19 protein-coding genes are annotated in these 19,759 nt (G+C 48.2%); all 19 read right to left on the bottom strand.

Annotated features, from left to right (window positions below; all coding sequences use genetic code 11):
• Positions 1–23: 23 nt before the first annotated feature.
• Positions 24–2,312, bottom strand: a complete 2,289-nt coding sequence (locus L4D76_RS10565; protein WP_428440866.1) for a chemotaxis protein CheA — start codon at positions 2,310–2,312, stop codon at positions 24–26.
• 9 nt (positions 2,313–2,321) lie between these two features.
• A complete protein-coding gene (locus L4D76_RS10560; protein WP_428440865.1) occupies positions 2,322–3,041 on the bottom strand; it encodes a protein phosphatase CheZ in 720 nt (239 codons plus the stop codon).
• 37 nt (positions 3,042–3,078) lie between these two features.
• Positions 3,079–3,450 (bottom strand): chemotaxis response regulator CheY, encoded by a 372-nt coding sequence (cheY, locus tag L4D76_RS10555; RefSeq protein ID WP_170107603.1) that lies wholly within the window; start codon positions 3,448–3,450, stop codon positions 3,079–3,081.
• Positions 3,451–3,525: 75 nt separating this feature from the next.
• Positions 3,526–4,248, bottom strand: a complete 723-nt coding sequence (locus tag L4D76_RS10550; protein ID WP_428440864.1) for an RNA polymerase sigma factor FliA — start codon at positions 4,246–4,248, stop codon at positions 3,526–3,528.
• Positions 4,241–5,128 (bottom strand): MinD/ParA family protein, encoded by an 888-nt coding sequence (locus L4D76_RS10545; RefSeq protein WP_428440863.1) that lies wholly within the window; start codon positions 5,126–5,128, stop codon positions 4,241–4,243. The genes L4D76_RS10550 and L4D76_RS10545 overlap by 8 nt, the downstream gene beginning before the upstream one ends.
• Positions 5,121–6,818, bottom strand: coding sequence for a flagellar biosynthesis GTPase FlhF (gene flhF, locus L4D76_RS10540; protein WP_428440862.1), 1,698 nt, complete (start codon positions 6,816–6,818; stop codon positions 5,121–5,123). Before flhF ends, L4D76_RS10545 begins: the two co-directional genes overlap by 8 nt.
• A 109-nt stretch (positions 6,819–6,927) precedes the next feature.
• Positions 6,928–9,024 carry a flagellar biosynthesis protein FlhA gene (gene flhA, locus L4D76_RS10535; protein WP_428440861.1) on the bottom strand — a complete coding sequence of 699 codons (2,097 nt, stop codon included), beginning with the start codon at positions 9,022–9,024 and terminating at the stop codon, positions 6,928–6,930.
• Between the two features lie 258 nt (positions 9,025–9,282).
• Complete coding sequence (gene flhB, locus L4D76_RS10530) at positions 9,283–10,413, bottom strand: flagellar biosynthesis protein FlhB (RefSeq protein WP_428440860.1); 1,131 nt, start codon at positions 10,411–10,413, stop codon at positions 9,283–9,285.
• 20 nt (positions 10,414–10,433) lie between these two features.
• Complete coding sequence (gene fliR / locus L4D76_RS10525; protein ID WP_428440859.1) at positions 10,434–11,216, bottom strand: flagellar biosynthetic protein FliR; 783 nt, start codon at positions 11,214–11,216, stop codon at positions 10,434–10,436.
• A 114-nt stretch (positions 11,217–11,330) separates the two neighbouring features.
• Positions 11,331–11,600, bottom strand: a complete 270-nt coding sequence (gene fliQ, locus L4D76_RS10520; RefSeq protein ID WP_428440858.1) for a flagellar biosynthesis protein FliQ — start codon at positions 11,598–11,600, stop codon at positions 11,331–11,333.
• A gap of 23 nt (positions 11,601–11,623) precedes the next feature.
• Positions 11,624–12,481 (bottom strand): flagellar type III secretion system pore protein FliP, encoded by an 858-nt coding sequence (fliP, locus tag L4D76_RS10515; RefSeq protein WP_428440857.1) that lies wholly within the window; start codon positions 12,479–12,481, stop codon positions 11,624–11,626.
• The gene (gene fliO / locus L4D76_RS10510) at positions 12,468–12,869 is read right to left on the bottom strand and encodes a flagellar biosynthetic protein FliO (RefSeq protein ID WP_428440856.1); all 402 of its coding nucleotides are present in this window, start codon (positions 12,867–12,869) and stop codon (positions 12,468–12,470) included. The genes fliP and fliO overlap by 14 nt, the downstream gene beginning before the upstream one ends.
• An 8-nt stretch (positions 12,870–12,877) precedes the next feature.
• Positions 12,878–13,270 carry a flagellar motor switch protein FliN gene (gene fliN, locus L4D76_RS10505; RefSeq protein WP_428440855.1) on the bottom strand — a complete coding sequence of 131 codons (393 nt, stop codon included), beginning with the start codon at positions 13,268–13,270 and terminating at the stop codon, positions 12,878–12,880.
• A gap of 16 nt (positions 13,271–13,286) precedes the next feature.
• The gene (gene fliM / locus L4D76_RS10500) at positions 13,287–14,339 is read right to left on the bottom strand and encodes a flagellar motor switch protein FliM (RefSeq protein ID WP_428440854.1); all 1,053 of its coding nucleotides are present in this window, start codon (positions 14,337–14,339) and stop codon (positions 13,287–13,289) included.
• A 7-nt stretch (positions 14,340–14,346) separates the two neighbouring features.
• Positions 14,347–14,832, bottom strand: coding sequence for a flagellar basal body-associated protein FliL (gene fliL, locus L4D76_RS10495; RefSeq protein ID WP_428440853.1), 486 nt, complete (start codon positions 14,830–14,832; stop codon positions 14,347–14,349).
• A 128-nt stretch (positions 14,833–14,960) separates the two neighbouring features.
• Positions 14,961–17,012 carry a flagellar hook-length control protein FliK gene (locus L4D76_RS10490; RefSeq protein WP_428440852.1) on the bottom strand — a complete coding sequence of 684 codons (2,052 nt, stop codon included), beginning with the start codon at positions 17,010–17,012 and terminating at the stop codon, positions 14,961–14,963.
• 102 nt (positions 17,013–17,114) lie between these two features.
• Positions 17,115–17,552, bottom strand: a complete 438-nt coding sequence (fliJ, locus tag L4D76_RS10485; protein WP_428440851.1) for a flagellar export protein FliJ — start codon at positions 17,550–17,552, stop codon at positions 17,115–17,117.
• Positions 17,553–17,627: 75 nt separating this feature from the next.
• On the bottom strand, positions 17,628–18,953 hold the full coding sequence (gene fliI, locus L4D76_RS10480) for a flagellar protein export ATPase FliI (protein ID WP_428440850.1): 1,326 nt from the start codon (positions 18,951–18,953) through the stop codon (positions 17,628–17,630).
• A complete protein-coding gene (fliH, locus tag L4D76_RS10475; RefSeq protein WP_428440849.1) occupies positions 18,953–19,753 on the bottom strand; it encodes a flagellar assembly protein FliH in 801 nt (266 codons plus the stop codon). The genes fliI and fliH overlap by 1 nt, the downstream gene beginning before the upstream one ends.
• Between the last annotated feature and the right edge of the window lie 6 nt (positions 19,754–19,759).

Here is a 19,759-nt window from a genome sequence, read left to right as displayed (position 1 = left end):
ACTCGCAATCAATGAGTCACTAATTAATGACCAACGTAATGCTTCAGCAGATTTGGAACATCAAGGATCAGTGCTATGTGGCCATCACTGGTGATGGTTGCACCAGCCATACCTGGCGTACCCTGAAGCAGCTCATCCAGAGGCTTGATCACGACTTCCTCTTGCCCGATTAAGGCATCAACCACAAAACCAATTCGCTGGTGGCCAATCTGGACAATTACCACATGCCCATGAGCGCGCTCATTTTTTGATACGCTTGCACCCACTAACCAGTCTTGCAGGTAGAACAGCGGGATGGCTTTATCACGAACAATGATCGTTAACTGCCCGTCTACGCGATTTGTCTTGCGCAGATCCAGATGGAAAATTTCGTTAACACTGGCCAGAGGTAAAGCAAATGGCTGATCAGCTACACCCACCATCAGAGTTGGCAGAATGGCGAGTGTCAGTGGCACTTTAATATCGATACGAGTGCCTTTACCAAGCGCTGAATCAATATAGATAGAACCATTTAACTGGTTAATCGCAGTTTTCACGACATCCATACCCACGCCACGACCAGAAATATCTGAAATCTCTTTCTTGGTCGAGAAGCCCGGTGCAAAAATCAGGTTATACGCTTCGTTATCAGAGATACGAGAAGCAGCATCAGCATCCATCACACCACGCTCAACGGCAATAGCACGCAGTCTGTCCGCATCCATACCACCACCATCATCTTCGATAGTGAGTAAGATATGATCCCCTTCTTGTGAAGCAGAGAGCAATACGGTACCAACGCGTGGCTTGCCGGCCTTCTCACGAATGTCCGGCATTTCAATACCGTGATCGACGGAGTTGCGTACCAAGTGAACCAATGGATCCGCTAGGGCTTCAACCAGGTTCTTATCAAGATCCGTTTCTTCTCCGCGCATTTCCAGCACGATATCTTTCTTCAAAGTACGCGCAAGATCGCGAACCACGCGAGGAAAACGACCAAAGGCTTTCTTGATTGGCTGCATACGGGTTTTCATTACCGCGCCCTGCAGATCGGCGGTCACCACATCCAGATTGGATACAGCTTTTGACATTTCTTCGTCGGCGGTGTTCAGGCCAAGACTCACCAGGCGGTTTCGTACCAATACCAGCTCACCGACCATATTCATAATGGTATCAAGGGTTGAGGTATCAACACGCACTGTCGTATCAACTTGCGGTTTAACTTTATCTTTCGCAGCCACAGCCTTTGTTTTACGTACTGCAACTGGCTGACTTTCTGGCGCAGGAGCCACCGGCGTAGCAGATGCAGGGGTCGACGTGGATGCCGGTGTTACAGAAACCGGAGCTGGCGCTGGTTTAACACTCGGCGCCGGATTAATTTCAGCGATCATGTCAGCAACGGGTTTCGTCGCCATCTCTAATTCTTCTATTGTAGGACCTTTGCCACTACCGTGCAGTTCATCTAACAGGCGTTCAAATTCATCGTCTGACATCAAATCATCGCCAGCGGCGCTCGAGCCGCTATCGGCAGGAATTGATGACACCGGCGTCGCAACTGGCGCCGAGGCGACGGGTGCAACTGGAGCACTCGGACTATTCGCAGGTCCATTACCGGCACCATGCAATTCATCAAGCAAGCGTTCAAATTCATCATCAGTGATGTCGCCAGTTTCAGTCTGGATTTGAGAAACCACATTCTGGTTTGCCGCTGATGGTGTACTCGTGGCTTTCGGTTGCTCAACTGACGGGCTCGAACCTTGCCCGTGAAGCTCATCAAGCAGACGTTCAAATTCATCTTGAGTCATATCATCAACAGAACCGCCCGCCATTGCTGATGAAGCGGGAGCTGGCTCTGCCGGCACTTCGGCTATCGGTGCAGGGGCTGGCGCGGGTTCTGCTGCTATAGATTCTGCCACAGCTGGCCCAGCTAACTCAGCTGCCGTCGGTGGATGGCTAAAACGATGCAGTGCATCAAGCAAACTTTGCTCTGCCGGATCAAGGGGTTCACTTTCCTGAACCTGACCAAACATAACATTGATCGTATCCAACGCTTCTAAAATCACATCCATCAATTCAGACGTAACCTGGCGTTTGCCAGTACGAAGCAAATCGAACACGTTTTCCGCACCATGGCACGCATCAACAAGTTCAGTTAAAGAAAGAAAGCCTGCGCCACCTTTAACGGTGTGAAAACCACGGAAAATGGCATTCAACAACTCTGAATTTTCAGGGTTGCGTTCAAGCTCTACCAGCTGCTCAGAAAGCAGCTCAAGAATTTCTCCTGCTTCAACCAGGAAGTCCTGCAGGATGTCTTCGTCTAAATCAAAGCTCATAAATTTCCCCTAAAATCCAAGACTAGATAGCAAATCATCAACGTCATCTTGAGAAGACATCACATCAGAGCGTTCTTCAGCGTTGACGATTGGCCCTTCAGGGGTAAGCGCATTCGCTTCCTTGAGGGCTTCGGTTCTATCATCTTGTTCCATGCCAAAAGCTTTCAGGATATCGACCAACCGATCTTCCACTTCATGCACCAGTTCGATCACCCGGCGAATAATCTGACCGGTAAGATCCTGGAAATCTTGAGCCATCAGGATTTCCGTTAAATGATTTCGAAGTTCACTGCTATCACCGTCGATCTGTATCAGTAGATGATCAATGCCATGGCAAAGAGTTTTGAACTCATTGAGTTCAATCTGCCCCTTCATTAATCGTTTCCACTGAGGGTGAACCTGCAGCAAATTCTGATGCAATTTATCAGCGATAGGTAATGTAATTTCGACCGCATCCATTGTTTTATTTGCTGCCGCTTCGGTCTTGTCTATCACATAGGACAAACGGCCACGAGCGTCAGGTATTTCGGTCTTCGCTAAATCATTGATGCGGGGATCCAGGCGAAAATTTGCCAGCGAGTCATGTAACTGCCGGGTTATTTTGCCCACTTCCGCAAACATGGGATCATGGCTATCGGAAACCAAAGTCTGCACAAGCGAGTTGGCATCTGCCTGTTTGCCTTGTTCCAACAAACTGACCAGCTGTTTTGCCTGATCGAGTGAAATCATTATTATTATTATCCTTTTAGCATCCGACTAAAGATGATTACTGCAACCGCTCAAAAATTTTATCTAATTTCTCTTTTAGCGTTGCTGCGGTAAATGGCTTAACAATGTAACCATTTACACCGGCCTGTGCGGCTTCAATAATCTGCTCGCGTTTTGCCTCGGCCGTGATCATCAGTACCGGCAGGTGTCTTAATTCAGCATCTGCACGAATGTGCTTCAGCAAATCAATACCTTGCATACCTGGCATATTCCAATCGGTAACGACAAAGTCAAAATCACCTTTCTTCAGCATGGGTAGTGCAGTCAATCCGTCATCCGCCTCAAGGGTGTTATTAAAACCCAAGTCACGTAGCAAGTTTTTAACGATACGGCGCATTGTTGAAAAGTCGTCAACAATGAGGATTTTCATGTTTTTGTTCAAAGTTGCCTCCACTGAGGTCACAGTGTTTTTTATCTAGGTTTAATTTAGTAATACTAAACAGTATTAAAGAGCCCAAGCTTTCAGCTTGGATCGCAAACGTTGCATAGCCTGACTCTGAATCTGGCAAACCCGGGATTCACTCACCCCGATAACGGCCCCGATCTCTTTAAGATTGAGTTCTTCGTCATAATAAAGAGACAGAACCAAAGCCTCTCTTTCAGGTAATGTCTTGATGGCTTCAGTCAATGATTGACGAAAATTATCATCTACAACACCCTGAAAGGGAAGATTTTCTTCCAGTGACTCTTCACTTGCCACTGCATCTTCTGACACGCCGAGATCATCCATCCCAACCAGACGTCCACAATTAACATCATTTAACGCCTGATGGTACTGATCGAGTGTCATTTCGAGATATTCAGCTATTTCTTGATCATTCGGGTCACGTCCCAGTTCATTTTCTAACCGGGAAATGGACTCACTGATACGTCGGCTATTTTTGTATACCGAACGAGGTACCCAGTCGCCACGACGAAGATCATCGAGCATCGCTCCCCGAATACGAATACCGGCAAAGGTTTCAAAGCTCGCCCCTTTAGTCGGATCGTAGTTTTTTTGTGCTTCCAGCAAACCGATCATACCGGACTGAATCAAATCTTCTATGAGCACGCTAGGAGGAAGCCGGCCCTTAAGATGATGGGCAATACGTTTAACCAGCGAAGAATAACGCTCGATAAACGCTTGCGGACTTTCCTTGTAGCGTCCGTAAGTGAGTGCTTTATTCACCGACTGACACCTCAACAGGTGCTTTTTTTACGATCAACTTCTCAACAAAAAATTCCAGGTGACCACCCGCATGTGTGGGGATGGGCCAAGTCAGCGCTTTGTTGGACAGAGAAGTTAACGCTAATGATGCCGGACAACGTGGGTATGCATCAACGACAATTTTCTGACGCTTCACAGCCTGGCGGACGCGATCATCAAGTGGAACACATGCCACTAATTCAAGATTTGCATCTAAAAAGCGTTCAGTCACCCGGGTCAGTTTGGTGAATAAATCACGACCTTCGCGATAACTACGCACCATATTGGCGACAATTTTAAACCGTTGAACATCGTATTCACGGCTCAATAATTTGATTAATGCATAAGCATCTGTAATTGACGTCGGCTCATCACACACCACAACCACTACGTCCTGAGCAGCGCGAGAAAAACTCAGCACCATATCGGAGATACCAGCGGCAGTGTCAACTAACAGCACATCAATATCATCCTGCAAGCTGCCAAACGCACGGATCAGGCCGGCGTGTTGGGTTGGGGTTAATTCTGCCATATTTTGCGTACCAGATGAAGCTGGCACGATTTTTACGCCATAAGGACCTTCAACAATAATATCCTGAAGCTCACATAACCCCGCCAATACGTGCGACAGATTGCGTCCGGACCGTAGCCCTAACATAATATCAACATTGGCCAGACCTAAATCAGCATCCAGTACCATGACTTTCTTACCCTGGCGGGCCATAGAGATCGCCATGCTTAGCGTAACATTGGTTTTACCAACCCCGCCTTTACCACCGGTTACTGTAATAACCTTGGTGGATGATAATTTTGTCATACGGCGCAGGCCGCTCGCTTGATCGTGCATCATGTTCTCAATCATAAAAATCCGCCGCCTGATTTTCTGAGTTATCACTACTCCAGAAATGAGATTGCTGACTAATTTCTTGTTCTAATAATTCATTAGCGCGTGAAACAATATAGTTACCCGTGGCAACTTTAATGTCTTCCGGCACACGTTGACCGTCTGCTAAATAGGCAATAGGTAATGCATTTTGTATTGTTACGCACATCACTTCACCTAAACTTAACGACTCATCGAGTTTTGTCAGCACACACCCTGAAAGCGGTATCCGACGGAAGTGTTCAATGGTTTCCTGTAACACCCGACGTTGTGCCGTTGATGGCAATACCAGGAAACTACGGATATGTGCGCCACTGTTTTGCATTAATGTATCAAGTTGCTCAGATAAGCGAATATCTCGCTGTCCCATACCGGCAGTATCGAGCAACACTAAACGGCGATGTCGCAACTGGTGAAGTATATCGGCAAGTTCTTCAGCATCTTTAGCAACTCGTACCGGACAACCCATAATTCGACCGTAAGTGGCCAGTTGTTCATGAGCGCCAATACGGTAAGTATCTGTTGTTACGAGCGCAATCTCATCAGGTCCGAAGTCCATTGCCGCTCGTGCTGCCAGTTTTGCAATGGTGGTTGTTTTACCCACGCCAGTGGGACCCAGAAGAGCCACGACACCACCGGTATCTAAAATACAATCATTGGTGGTGATGATCTGATCTGACAGTAAATCTAATACTGCCGGCCAGGCTTCATGAGCCGGTACATCTTCAGGGATATAACAAGCTAGCTGGTCTGAGAGTTCCGGGGATAATCCCATTTTTTCCAGACGTTTGATCAACATGGCGCGCATTGGCTCACGGCGTTCAACTTCCTGCCACATCAAACCGGACAGCTGATGTTCCAGCAAACGACGAATGGATGCCATTTCATTGCGCATCACGTCAAATTCATCATTCTGACGGCCAGATTTTGAGTCATAACGGGTAGGGTCAATACGCGGTTTATTCGTCCGCTCGCCACCTCGTCCAAACTCAGACTGCTGATCATGGCGCGAAGCTGAAGGACGACGAAGATCACCGCGGTCCATGGCAGAATTTGTTTGCCGCTGCCCCAAACCGGCAGATCGAGACTGCCGCTCATCAGCACCGCGTCGAGCAGCCCCCTGCCTGAAGCTATCTGCATTCATCATGTTTGGTTTTGGATCACGTCGAGGCTCGTTCTGGCTGTAACCGTTACGGTTCAGACTCGTGTTATTACGGTTCTGACTGCTGCCGCTACGATTAAGGTTATTACGTTCTGGCTGCGCACTGTGTGCGCCATGCTGCTTCGACTGACGCTTTAACAGCGCTGATAATGAATCAATTTCACTCTCGTCGTCGGCATTATGCTGTGACTCACCCGCTTGCGGTTTATCACCGGTATAGTTTTGCAGCACATTGGCAAAACGGCTGACCGCTGACGGTTGTTTTAACTGCACCTGATCATCAGCCAGCTTACGCTTAGCTTGTCCGAGGCGACTGGCCAGTGCATCGCGAGTGGCCTGAAGAGCTTTCGGCGGCTCATTGGCAACGTCTGTATCAATGGCGGCAACAATTTCGACACCACCCGTGACTTTCTTATTCGACATGATCACGGCATCAGCACCGAGCTCTTCTTTCACTTCGCTCAGTGCAGTCCGCATATCCTTGGCAAAAAATCGTTTAATTTTCAATTTTGTCTTCCCGTCAGATGGCGCTTCACCATGCTTGTACGTTTTACTCAATTACCGACTTGTTCAGTTATCTGCTGACCTAGCCACAATCTGTTTCGTTGCTACGGGCTTAGTTACCCACCGCATTCACAATGCGTATCTGTTTTTCATCAGGCACTTCCTGATAGGACAGTACGCGTAAACTCGGAATGGTATTTTTAACAAACTTCGCTAAGGTGGATCGTAACACACCAGAAGTCAGCAGTACTGCTGGCTCCCCTTTCAGCTCTTGCTGTTGGGTCGCCTCGGTGAGCGAACGCTGTAGTCGTTCTGCCAAACCAGGTTCAATCCCTGATGATTCACCACCGGCAGACTGCATTGTTTTATGCAAAAGTTGTTCCAACTCTGGAACCAATGTAATCACCGGCAATTCAGGCTCTATTCCATTGATTTCTTGTACGATTAGGCGTTTTAAGCCAATTCTGGCAGCGGCTGTCAGTATGTCAGGATCTTGACTCTTCGATGAATATTCAGACAAAGTCTGAACAATTGTTCGAATATCACGCACCGGAATGGCTTCATTGAGCAGGTTCTGCATCACTTTCACCACAACGCCCAGAGATAACTGATCCGGCACAAAACCATCGACTAGCTTAGGTGTTGATTGTCCCAACATCTCAAGCAGATTCTGTACTTCTTCATGACCCAGCAACTGAGACGCACTGTTGGTTAAAATCTGGCTTAAATGGGTGGCCAGCACCGTTGCCGAATCCACCACGGTATAACCCAGCGCCTGAGCATGCTCCCGTTGGGCTTCCATTATCCATACGGCTTCCAGACCAAAGGCCGGATCGGTCGTGTTTTCCCCGTCAATGGTACCGAATACCTGGCCCGGGTTAATCGCCAGCTCCATATTGGGATGAATATCCGCTTCACCACAAGCCACCCCCATCAAGCTGATACGGTAGCTATTCGGCGGCAATTCCAGATTATCCCGAATGTGGACTGGCGGGATAAGAAAGCCAAAATCCTGGGATAGTTTTTTGCGGACCCCTTTCACTCGGTCAAGCAACTCACCGCCCTGCTCTTTATCAACCATAGGGATCAGACGATAACCGACTTCAAGGCCGATAATGTCAACAGGTTGAACATCGTCCCACGAAAGTTCTTTTTGTGATGGTTGCAGTGCCAGTTCCGTCGACGGAGCCTCTTGTTCAACCAATGCCGCTTCTTTTTCTTTTTTCACGCGCCAATAAGCAAAACCACCAATCATCATTGCAAAAAGAAGGAAAGGAACATGGGGCATGCCCGGTACAATGCCCATTACAAATAAAATACCACCCGTAACAATCAATGCTTGCGGCTTATTGAATAACTGGAAGTTCAGTTGCTGGCCCATGTCTTCGTCAGTATTTTGACGGGTCACCATCATTGCCGCACCGATAGACAATAATAAGGAAGGGATTTGAGCGACCAGGCCATCACCGATAGTCAGCAAACTATAAATTTCAATGGCATCGCCAAATGGCAAGCCATGTTGACCCATACCTATAATAAGACCACCCACGATATTGATCACCAAGATCAAAATACCGGCAATGGCATCACCTTTTACGAATTTTGACGCACCATCCATCGAACCGTAGAAGTCGGCTTCTTTGGTTACTTCAAAACGGCGGGTACGCGCTTGTTCCTGATCAATCAGTCCGGCATTCAAATCAGCATCGATTGCCATTTGTTTACCCGGTAAGGCATCCAGGGTAAAGCGGGCACTCACTTCAGAAATACGGCCAGCACCTTTGGTAACCACCATAAAGTTAATGATCATCAAAATCAGGAAGACAACCAAACCGACAGCATAGTTACCGCCAATGACCACAGAACCAAAGGCATCAATCACCTGGCCCGCGGCATCTGAACCTTCATGGCCATACAGTAAAACCACACGGGTTGAAGCCACGTTCAACGCGAGACGCAATAAGGTCGCAATCAGAAGTACCGTTGGAAATGCAGCAAAGTCCAGTGGGCGACGTGTATAAATGGTGACCAGCAATACCACTAAAGACAAAGCAATATTAAAGGTAAAGGCCAGATCCAGTACCAGCGGAGGTATCGGTAATATAACCATCGCTAAGGTTGTAAGCACCATGATTGGTGCGCCAACAGCTGGCATAGACTGTAATCGGGATAACGGTAACTTATCCGTAAAAGGTATCAAAAACTTCATGAAATATAATTATTCGGTGCGCCGCTGAAATTGCTATTGAAAGACTCTTTTAAAATGTTTGAGTCCGATTAGGAACCATGCTGAATGCAAGAACCATGCCCTAAGTCACTGTCATTTTTTTGACCCCGAGAGAGACTAACAGAAGTCTGGATAAGCAGCTAGAAGACGAGTGAGTTCTGTGACATTTTGCCTTCTTTAAAATGATTTTAATTTTACATAGCGTCCCGGTGCGCCAGTTAATATGAGCCAGGTATCGCATTATTGACGTAACTCTGGTGGAATATCCATCGATTCTTTCGCCAGCATCGGTCTTTTTCCTCGCCCTTTGCGGTACTGTTTTAACTGGAAGACATAAGCTAATACTTGAGCCACGGCGGTAAACAACCCGTCAGGTATCTGCTGTTCAATTTCTGTGGAATGATAAATCGCTCGTGCCAATGGTGGTGCCGGCACGATATCAATACTGTGCTTATTGGCAATTTCACGAATTTTAAGTGCCATGTGATCGGTACCTTTCGCAATAACAACCGGCGCCTTATCAAGATCGGGATCATAACGCAAAGCAACCGAGAAGTGTTCCGGGTTGGTGATCACGACATCGGCTGTAGGCACATCTGCCATCATCCGACGCTGTGCCATTTCCCGCTGCAACATACGAATACGCCCTTTCACTTCCGGTTTACCTTCAGTGTCTTTATATTCGTCTTTCACTTCCTGTTTGGTCATTTTCAGCTGTTCATTGTGCTGCCAGATCTGATACGGCACATCAATCGCCACAACCACCAGCAGTGAACAACAGATCAAAATGACAAAGCTCAGCAAAAGATCTAACGCATGAAAAATATTGGTCGGAAACGTTTCAACACTAAGCTGGAAAAAATCATCAAGACTGCCGTACATCAAGTAAAGCGCTACGCCAGCCACTAAACCGATTTTAAGTATTGATTTTATCAGCTCAACCAAGCTTTGAGTGCCGACCATACGCTTCAGGCCACTTAGCGGGTTCATCTTTGATAGCTTCGGTCTCGCCGCTTCGGCAGAAAAACTCACCCCACCTAAACCCGCAGCACCAATTAACGCAGCGGAAAAAAGAAAAAGCAGCACTAAACTCAGCGGTAATACGATGTGCCAGATAGCCAGGCTAATGATTGAGAACAGTTTATTCAGGTCAAAGATGTCATCACGGCTTAACGAGAACATTTTCGTCATCACCTGGGCGAGCGACGTTCCCAGCCCTTCACCAAACCACATCAGCGCAACGGCACCTGCGATCAGTACCGCAACTGAAGCCAATTCTCTTGAGCGCGGAACCTGACCTTTCTCCCGCGCCTGCTCCAGCCTTCGCGGGGTGGCGGATTCGGTGCGTTCCTGACCGTCTGAATCTGACATTTAGCTCTCTAATCTCATCTTTAACAATCAACTCGAACCAGGCTGCATATTTGTTCGAAACCAAACTGCCAGTTGTATTCATACTGCGGCAGCATCCCCATCACCAAAAACCAGCTGATCAACAAACCTAGCAACAGAGCTAATGAAAAACCAAGCGAAAAAATATTCAGCTGAGGTGCCGCCCGGGTCATAACACCAAATGATAAGTTCACCGTCAACAAGGCAATAACACCAGCCAGCGCCATATTTAACGCCGCTTTGAACATATGGCCAAACCACTCGGTCAACTGATAATAATCCACCGGCTGTAACATCGCCTTGCCAATCGGTAACGTTTTAAAACTGAGCACCACCATATTGAGCATGGCCAGATGGCCATCGGTCGACAGGAACAACATGATCGCCAGAAACAGGTAGAGCTGACCAAGTACCGGCGTATTCTGCCCATTTGCCGGATCAACCATAGAGGCGAAGCCGAGGCTCGATTGCATACCGAGGATCTGCCCCACCAAGACAAAAGTCTGGGTAATAAACTGAGTCACCATTCCCATCGCGACACCGATGATCACTTGCTGGCCGGTCGTTATAAAACCTTGCAAAGACAATAAGGCAATATCCGCCGGCACCTGAGGCAAAACGGGCATCACAGCAAACGTGATCGTTACTGCCAGATATAAGCGAATTTTAGGCGACACAAACCGGGCACCAAAGAAGGTCATCGCCATCATCATGGCTGAGATGCGGGTTAAGGGCCAAAAGTAATTAGCAATCCAATCAAGGAGCAGCGCGGACGGGTAGGTCATCGGGTTACTCGCTTATCTCTATACGACATGACTTTTTAATACTCGGCACTTTGATACGCAACCCTTTGATATACAATACTGCTTTCAGATACTGACTACCTTCTGTTAGCCGAACTAATATAACAGCTGAGGTATTCGTTCGACGATCCGAAAAAAGTAATCCATCAACATCTGCGTCATCATATGGCCGAAAAACATCAAGGCCAGCAAGGTAACGATCAGGCGAGGCAAAAAGCTCAACGTTTGTTCGTTAATTGATGTCGCCGCCTGAAAAACCGCGACCACCAAACCAATCAACAGGCCCGGAACCACAATCGCACAGACCATTAGCAACACCATGTACAGGGCTTCCTGGAAAATTTCGACAAACGCTTCAGGTGTCATAACATTTCCTTTCTGAATTGGTATCAGATACCAAAACTCCCCGCCAGGGTAGACAAAATCAGGTTCCAGCCATCAACCAGCACAAATAACATCAATTTAAACGGCAACGACACAATCATGGGCGACAACATCATCATACCCATCGCCATCAGTACCGATGCGACCACCAGGTCAATGATCAAAAAGGGTAAAAACAACATAAAGCCGATCTGAAAGGCTGTTTTTAATTCGGAGGTGATGAATGCCGGGATCAGTACCGTAATCGGAACATCTTGCGGATCGGTTGCTGTTGAGCCCGACATATTAACAAAGCTTTCCAGATCTTTGACTCGGGTCTGCTTCAGCATGAACTGCCGGAGTGGCTGCTGGGCAGCATCGAAAGCTTGCTGCGCGGTGACTTCTTCATTGATATACGGTTGGATAGCATCGGTATTGATCTTGTCGAGTACCGGCGACATGATAAAAAAAGTCATGAACATCGCAATACCGATAATCACCTGATTAGACGGAGTCTGCTGCAAGCCCATTGCCTGCCTTAAAATCGACATCACCACCACAATACGGGTGAATGACGTCATTAAGATAACTATCGCCGGCAAGAAGCCTAAGGCTGTCATCAATGCCAGGATCTGCAGAGTTACCGAGTAATCTTCCGTGCCGTCAGGATTGACGGTAACAGAAAAAGCCGGAATACCACCACCGCTGCCTTGGGTTAACAAACGAGATGCGCCTTGTTCCTTTTGCATCGCGCTGGCAGTAACACTCTCTCCACCTGCCGACAATGCCGGCAACTCATTAGCCGTGGTTTCCGCCGTTACAGGCAAAGTAAAGAAAAAGGCAAAAGCCGCCAAAAAGGCGGCAATAATATTATTTCTTATCATTTTTTTTCAACAACTTGCTTAGGTGGTTAGAAAAATCCCCACTTTGCTGTTCACCCATGGGCAACGGCTCTTCTAACTTGGTTAGCAACGAGATATTGTGCTGCGTTACCCCGACGAGCAATTGCTCGTTACCGATCTGCACTAACACGATACGTTCCCGCTGGCCGATAGGTAACTGCTTCAGCACCTTTAATGAACCGTCTGCCCCTTGAATACCTGGTAACTTCATTCGTCTTACTAACCAGGCTAAAAACAAGATAAGCAGCACAACTAACATCAACGAGGCTAACGTCGTCGCGACATTGATCTCGGACGCTGGCGCAGCCAATACAGGTAGGCTGACAAAGGCAAATCCTACACCAGCAAATAGAGATAGCGGATATTTCATAGTTAACCTTAACGAAGTTTTTTAATGCGCTCGGTCTGACTGATCACATCTGTCAGACGAATACCAAACTTGTCGTTAACCACAACCACTTCGCCGTGCGCAATCAGCGTACCGTTAACCATCACATCGAGTGATTCACCGGCAATACGGTCTAACTCCACCACTGAGCCCTGATTCAATTGCAGCAAGTTACGAATACTGATTTGAGTGCGGCCCACTTCCATCGAAATGGTGACCGGAATGTCCATTATCGAATCGAGCTTACGCCGCTCATCGTCCGAAATTGGCGAGCTTTCATCAGTGAGTTCTTCAAGAGGAGCAGGCTGCGCGGTTTCTTCAACCACCTGCTCTGCAAGTGCAGCAGCCCAATCATCAGCAATTTGTTGGTCATTTTGAGACATAACTTACACCTGTTATTTAATTGTCTGATTTATCACTATTAATTTCTGTCAATGCGGAGCCTAACTCATCACGGTCGAGAAAAGCCAAATCAGTTTTCATCATATCCGGACGCTTGAGTTTCTCGGTCACCTTCAAGGCGATGTTATCACCAGATTTACCCATTTTAGCGCGGTAGGTTGGCAGATCTTCGACAAAAACAGTCGCCGATTCCGGTAAGTCAATCGGAATGATATCGCCGGCCTGCAACTCCATCAAATCACGCAATGATAAATCAAGATCCAACAGATTGGCGCGAAGATTCACCGGCACATCCATGATTTCATCACGCAGGGCTTTGCTCCAGCGTACATCGGTATCCATCTTGTCACTCTGCACACCGGCATCGAGCAGTTCGCGGATCGGTTCGACCATCGAGTACGGCATCACTACGTGGAAATCACCACCACCACCATCCACTTCAATATGGAACGAACTGACTACAATCACTTCTGTCGGGCTAACAATGTTGGCCATGGTCGGGTTTACTTCTGAGTCAAGATATTCAAACTCAACGTCCATAACCGGCGACCAGGATTCACGGTAGTCTTCAAACACCAGTTTCAGCAGCATCTGGACAATACGACGCTCTGTCGGGGTAAACTCTCGCCCTTCGATCTTGGCATGGAATCGGCCGTCACCACCAAAGAAATTTTCCACCAGGATAAAGACCAGGCGGGCTTCCATAGTAATTAAGGCCGTACCTTTAAGCGGCCTGAATCGCACCATGTTCAAACTGGTCGGAACGTACAATGTATTCTGGTATTCACCAAATTTGATCATCTGTACGCCGTTAATTGACACTTCTGCCGTTTTACGCAGCATGTTAAACAAGCTGATGCGCATATGGCGGGCAAAACGCTCGTTGATCAGTTCCAACGTTGGCATTCGGCCCCGGACAATTCTGTCCTGAGATGAAAAGTCGTAATCGGCTACACGGCCGTCACCAGCAACCTCTTCCTCTTCATCTTCTACGTCATCAACACCATGTAGCAGGGCATCAATTTCGTCTTGAGTTAATAAGTCACTCACATTAAACCTATTGCATTACGAAACCAGTGAAGAGCACTCGCTCGACGACTTGTTTACCAGAGACTTTCATCATCGCAGATTGTATCGCAGACAGAGCCTGCGTACGTAAGTCAATACGACCACTTGGGGTACGCAATTGCTCTACCGTTGCCGCACCAAATGCTTGTAATAACGTACTTTCAATCAACGGGGTATGTTGCATGGCTACAGCTTCATTACTATCACCACGCACCATTAACTGTACTTTGACTTGTACCAGACGATCGCGTTTATCACCCGTGACATTAAAAATAAATGGTTGCGGAAGAATAACATAATAAGCAGGCTCAACCTGAGTCGCTTGCTGTGTCGCGACAGCGCTCTTTTCCGGCTCAGGGGAGTCATTTCCCATCAGTAACCATGCACCGACGCCACCACCCAGTAGCACAACGACGAGCGCGACGATAATAATAAGCTTCTTTTTGCTTCCCGTATTTTCAGCGCCTTCTGCCATTCTTCCTGTTATCCTTTTTTATCTATAATTTTTCGGGATTTTCTTTAAAATCAATTTATTGTCAAGCAAACTTATGTTCAACGCCTTACAGCTTCCAGATAGGGGCATCTTCTAAGTTTAGCTATTTTCTAAGCATAATAGTCCACCCGGTCATCAGCTTGTTTCACAAACATTTCTACCGCTTCTGAGCCTGAATGCCCCATTTCCGATTCACTGCCTGTTTGATGGCTGCCGTCAGAGTGTTGCTGGGTACCACCTTGCTGACCAGATTGTCCTGCCAATTGTTGACGCGACCCATCTTGCTGCACCGTGCTTTGGGCTAACTGTAACCCTTGCTGGTGAAGCATCTCACGTAATCTAGGCATTGCCTGTTCAATCAGATCACGGGTTTGCTGATTACCGACAGTAAACTGGACCGAGGCCTGATCCTGATTCACCGAGAGTTTAATCTGTAACTTACCTAACTCTGGTGGATCTAAACGGATATCAACATGTTTGAGGTTCTTCGACATCATCATGTTTACTCGCTCGGCCACTTGATCACCCGCTTGTTCTTTAGACAACTGCAACGGGCTTTGTGCCTGCGCTAGGGCTTCACTTTTTGCTTGCCCGTTAATACTTTGTTGCCCGGACAATGAGCTGATCTGATGTGAAAGATCTGCCGGTTTCGTCTCTGCATTCACGCTACTGCTCGCATCGACGGTCGCAGCCAGAGCTGCGCTGTTCATCGCCGTATCTATCAGAGCCGTATCACCGGCAGTCGGATCTGCTGCTCCAGCGGCTGTCATCACCATTGCGCCCGCCAGTACCGGCGATGCCGAAGTGGTTGCCCAGGGTATTACCGGTGCACCGTCTACCGGAGCCGCCTGAACGGTACCGTTGACGACGGTTGCTGGTGTTGCAGCTGCACCTGAAGCCGCTGACGTACTTGCCAAGGCTGCCATTGCCAGCTCTGAAGTCGTTAGTGACGGCTTACTTAGGCCTGCGGTTTCGTTGGCAACACCCCGCGTCTGCATTTCTGCCGGTAACATATCCGCAGGCAACGTGACTTTGCCTCCGACTGCCTGCTCACCATCCGTTGCCGCTAGCAGCTGCGGCTGTTGTTCTGATAATCCGCCTGATTGGGCTGTCGCTGCCGTTGGCTCCGCCATACCCGCTATCACTTGAGGAGCAATCACCTGAAGATCAATGTCTTCACTGACCTGTTGCGGTTGCGTCAACTCAGCGGATGGATCTGCCGAGATCGCTGTTGCTGCCGTTGGTACCGTCATACCTGCTATCACTTGAGGATCAATCACCTGACGATCAATGCCTTCACTGATCGGTAATGATTCACTCGCTTGACTATCCGTCGCAGTTACCTGTGCAGATGGCACTGCAAAAACGTTAGCCAGTTGCTCCTGGCTGAGCTCCGATTTGTTCTGAACGTCCGCTTCAGATAAAGGCAGTCCAGCAAATTGTGCTGACGCATTCTGAACAAACGGTTCAGAATCCCCCGTAAGATCTTCCTCTCCTGCCGCCATCGTTGTTGTTGCCGCCACATTGCCGATGTCGACACTTGTATCAATTGCTGCCTCTCCGTTCATCGAGGCCGTCGTTTTGTTCATCAAAGGCTTAGCCATATCACTTGTTATAGCGGCTGGCGGCAAAGTCTTGCCAGCAGTTGAATGTGGCTCAGACAGTTGCTGATTGGCTGCCGATAAGCGGTTAAGCAGTTCTTCACCGTCCGCCATTATCTGCTGCTTACCCTCTGGATCAAGCGCTGTTTCTTGTGAGCCAGCCTGCTTGCCCGAGATTTGCTCGCTATCAGTACCAGATGCCCTTATTTTGCTCACTTCGGCGCTCTGTTTTACTTCTGCAAGCTGAACATCATCACTCACTGCATCTGAATCAGTATCGGTAGCCAGATTTGAAGCGGAAACAGAACCAAGCTCCTGATTTTCTGAGTCAATGTTATCTGAATTCGCCTTTTTGGCCGCCGTCGCTGGCGTATCTTGTTCATCGCTGATTACGTTTTTCAGCTCGTTAGCAAAACTGTCTGATTCACTGCTCGTCGCAGACAGTTCCGGATCGCCCTTTACGCTTTCAGCCGTCGCTTTTCCCTCAACGGCCACTTTGCCTTCACCCGACCGAGGTAATGATGTTGAAAAATCTGCTGACAATAGGCTAGACGAATTCATTGTGACTCTTTACATTGAGAATACCAGTAAGCACTTTATGCAAAAAACGCACCAGATTATAAGATTCAGCAAGCGAGTAACTAGTTTCGAGTATCTCGATCCCTAACGCCTGCGAGCAAACTGCAGGGTCGCAAATTCATCCATCATCAGTTGTTCTTGCCGATCGAGCTTTTGCTGCCGTTCCGTCTGTTTTTTGTCTATCAGCCATTCGATCGAACGACGCTTTTTTCTTACCTCGTGCCAATGTTCGCTGCACTGTTCCACCTGATGGTCAAACTGATAGCCGGCTTCTTTTTGTTTAACAAGCGTCTCATCAAGCTGAGTCAGGAATTTTTGTAAATGACTATACGAACTGGCCGTTAACCCTTGCTGACCACGCACTGAAAACTGTTTACAGTAATCAAGCCGGTACTGCTCAATCTGCTGCAGCTGCTGAAGATAATTTTCTCGTTCTAACCGGGCCTGATTCAACGCGAGCGATGCCTGGTGTTCTTCATCTTTGGTTATATTTAAAATCAGTTCTAATGCACTGTCTGACATAGCCGTTCCAATCTTCTCTGGCCATTAGCCTTAGGGCCTGTTTATCTTTCGACATAATTGCTGCGTTTTAATCTTTTATTGACCACTTAAGGTTGAGCGCAACATATTGACGCACATATCGTATGGTACAGACTCTTTCATTTCCTGCTGCAGGTAAGCGTCTAATTTTGGCTTGAAGATGAAGGCCTGGTCGATACTCGGATCCGTGCCGGGTTTATACGCACCGATTGAAACCAGATCCTGGTTCTTCCGGCAAATAGACAAAATCTGCCGCACTGCTTTTGACATTAACATGTGCTCGTCACTCACAATCGCAGGCATTACCCGGCTAACCGAACGTTCAACATCGATGGCCGGATAATGTCCGGCATCGGCCATTTCTCGGGATAATACAATGTGACCATCGAGGATCGCCCGCGACGCATCAGCGATGGGGTCCTGTAAGTCATCGCCTTCGGTCAGCACAGTAAAGAAGGCTGTAATTGACCCCTGGCTCTCACTACCATTACCCGCTCGCTCCACCAGCGCCGGTAATTTTGCAAAGACTGAAGGTGGATACCCTTTCGTCGCCGGAGGCTCACCCACCGACAAGGCGATTTCACGCTGAGCCTGAGCAAATCGAGTCAGTGAGTCCATCAACAACAGGACATCTAACCCCTGATCCCGGAAATATTCCGCGATAGTCAGCGAAGTTTGACAGCCTTTTAAACGCATTAAGGGTGAAGTATCAGCTGGTGCGGCAATCACTACAGCACGCTGACGTCCTTCTTCACCGAGGATCTCGTCTATAAACTCTTTAACTTCCCGACCACGTTCACCTATCAGCCCGACCACAACAACCTGCGCTGTCGTACCGCGGGTCATCATGCCAAGGGTCACCGACTTACCGACACCTGAGCCGGCAAATAATCCGATACGCTGGCCTTTACCAACAGAAAGCAAACCATTAATGGCTTTAATACCCACATCAAGCGGCTCTTTAATCGGCTTACGCGCTAATGGGTTGATAGGAGTGGCATTGAAAGAGGCGCGGGTGGCGGTAAATATTTCGCCCAAACCGTCAAGTGGATTTCCGACACCGTCGATCACCCGGCCCAATAATTCAGGCCCGACAGGTAAGCCGCTGTCCTGTAGTACCGGAGTCACTCTGGCACCAGGCATCACACCGGTGAGCTGCTCACTGGGCATCAGAAATAAGGTTTCACCCGAGAAGCCAACAACTTCAGCTTCCATCTCACCGTTCAGGGTTTCCACCCGACATAAGCTACCAACAGGCGCACGGCAGCCAACGGCTTCTAACGTTAGTCCGACGACGCGAACCAGTCGTCCGGAGGCTACGGGACGACACGCTAAGCCTTCCGTCTGGTGTTGAGACAGCCGCATTGCCAGTGAAGAAGACATTACTGCCCTCCTGCCGGCTGGCTGTTAACTCCATTAAATTGCTGTAATAAGTGGCGAATACGATCTTCAATAAAATAATCGACCGTCGAGTCTTCTGACCGTACCTGCAGATCCCCACGATTCAGTGATGGCTCCGGTTGTAATGACCACTTGCGCTCTGCCAGATCTTCTTCGCCGTATGCCTTGCGTACCATATCAAGATCGTCAGGATGAAGACTTAGCTTTGTCTGACGCTCGGCAATCGGTAGAGAACCAATCACTTCGCGGATGGTATTGAGTATGACTTGAGGATTGGTCTGTACTTCTACCCGAATTAATTCACGGGCCAGGTTGGTTACCAAATCCAGAACCTGATTTTCGACATCGGTATCAATTTGTTGCAATGGCGTGGCAAGCTGCTCGATCAACTGAGTAAGATGCGATACCTGCTCACTAATTTGGGTTTGTCCCTGCTCCAGCCCTTGTTCCAGCCCTTGCTCGCGGCCCTCTATCAGGCCCGTTTCAAGTCCTTCGGCTTTACCTGCCTCAAAACCTTCAGCATGCCCGGCAGTTTTGCCCTCGGCAACCCCTTCATCATAGGCAGATTGACGGATCTCTTCTAAGTCAGAAGCCGTTAAAGGGGGAGGCCCTTGCTCTTCTTCCTCTTCAAGTTCCTCTGGCTGCCAGCGCGGATCGTAGTTAAGGGCATTATCACTTGGTGCCTCTTGCTGCTGGCTGTAGTCAGGGTATGCCCAGCGCTCAAGCTCCTGCGCCTGATGCTCAGATACACGGAGAAAACCACGGCGGCGTTCATTCGTCATACTGAT

Source organism: Photobacterium sagamiensis (assembly GCF_050337085.1).
GTDB lineage: Bacteria > Pseudomonadota > Gammaproteobacteria > Enterobacterales > Vibrionaceae > Photobacterium > Photobacterium sagamiensis.
This window is presented reverse-complemented; position numbering and strand designations above follow the sequence as displayed.

Excerpts from the sequence above, each read along its gene's own strand:
- L4D76_RS10565 (WP_428440866.1), bottom strand. The coding sequence starts at position 2,312 with ATGAGCTTTGATTTAGACGAAGACATCCTGCAGGACTTCCTGGTTGAA.
- L4D76_RS10560 (WP_428440865.1), bottom strand. The coding sequence starts at position 3,041 with ATGATTTCACTCGATCAGGCAAAACAGCTGGTCAGTTTGTTGGAACAA.
- cheY (WP_170107603.1), bottom strand. The coding sequence starts at position 3,450 with ATGAAAATCCTCATTGTTGACGACTTTTCAACAATGCGCCGTATCGTT.
- L4D76_RS10545 (WP_428440863.1), bottom strand. The coding sequence starts at position 5,128 with ATGATTGAGAACATGATGCACGATCAAGCGAGCGGCCTGCGCCGTATG.
- flhA (WP_428440861.1), bottom strand. The coding sequence starts at position 9,024 with ATGAAGTTTTTGATACCTTTTACGGATAAGTTACCGTTATCCCGATTA.
- flhB (WP_428440860.1), bottom strand. The coding sequence starts at position 10,413 with ATGTCAGATTCAGACGGTCAGGAACGCACCGAATCCGCCACCCCGCGA.
- fliR (WP_428440859.1), bottom strand. The coding sequence starts at position 11,216 with ATGACCTACCCGTCCGCGCTGCTCCTTGATTGGATTGCTAATTACTTT.
- fliQ (WP_428440858.1), bottom strand. The coding sequence starts at position 11,600 with ATGACACCTGAAGCGTTTGTCGAAATTTTCCAGGAAGCCCTGTACATG.
- fliP (WP_428440857.1), bottom strand. The coding sequence starts at position 12,481 with ATGATAAGAAATAATATTATTGCCGCCTTTTTGGCGGCTTTTGCCTTT.
- fliO (WP_428440856.1), bottom strand. The coding sequence starts at position 12,869 with ATGAAATATCCGCTATCTCTATTTGCTGGTGTAGGATTTGCCTTTGTC.
- fliN (WP_428440855.1), bottom strand. The coding sequence starts at position 13,270 with ATGTCTCAAAATGACCAACAAATTGCTGATGATTGGGCTGCTGCACTT.
- fliL (WP_428440853.1), bottom strand. The coding sequence starts at position 14,832 with ATGGCAGAAGGCGCTGAAAATACGGGAAGCAAAAAGAAGCTTATTATT.
- L4D76_RS10490 (WP_428440852.1), bottom strand. The coding sequence starts at position 17,012 with ATGAATTCGTCTAGCCTATTGTCAGCAGATTTTTCAACATCATTACCT.
- fliJ (WP_428440851.1), bottom strand. The coding sequence starts at position 17,552 with ATGTCAGACAGTGCATTAGAACTGATTTTAAATATAACCAAAGATGAA.
- fliI (WP_428440850.1), bottom strand. The coding sequence starts at position 18,953 with ATGTCTTCTTCACTGGCAATGCGGCTGTCTCAACACCAGACGGAAGGC.
- fliH (WP_428440849.1), bottom strand. The coding sequence starts at position 19,753 with ATGACGAATGAACGCCGCCGTGGTTTTCTCCGTGTATCTGAGCATCAG.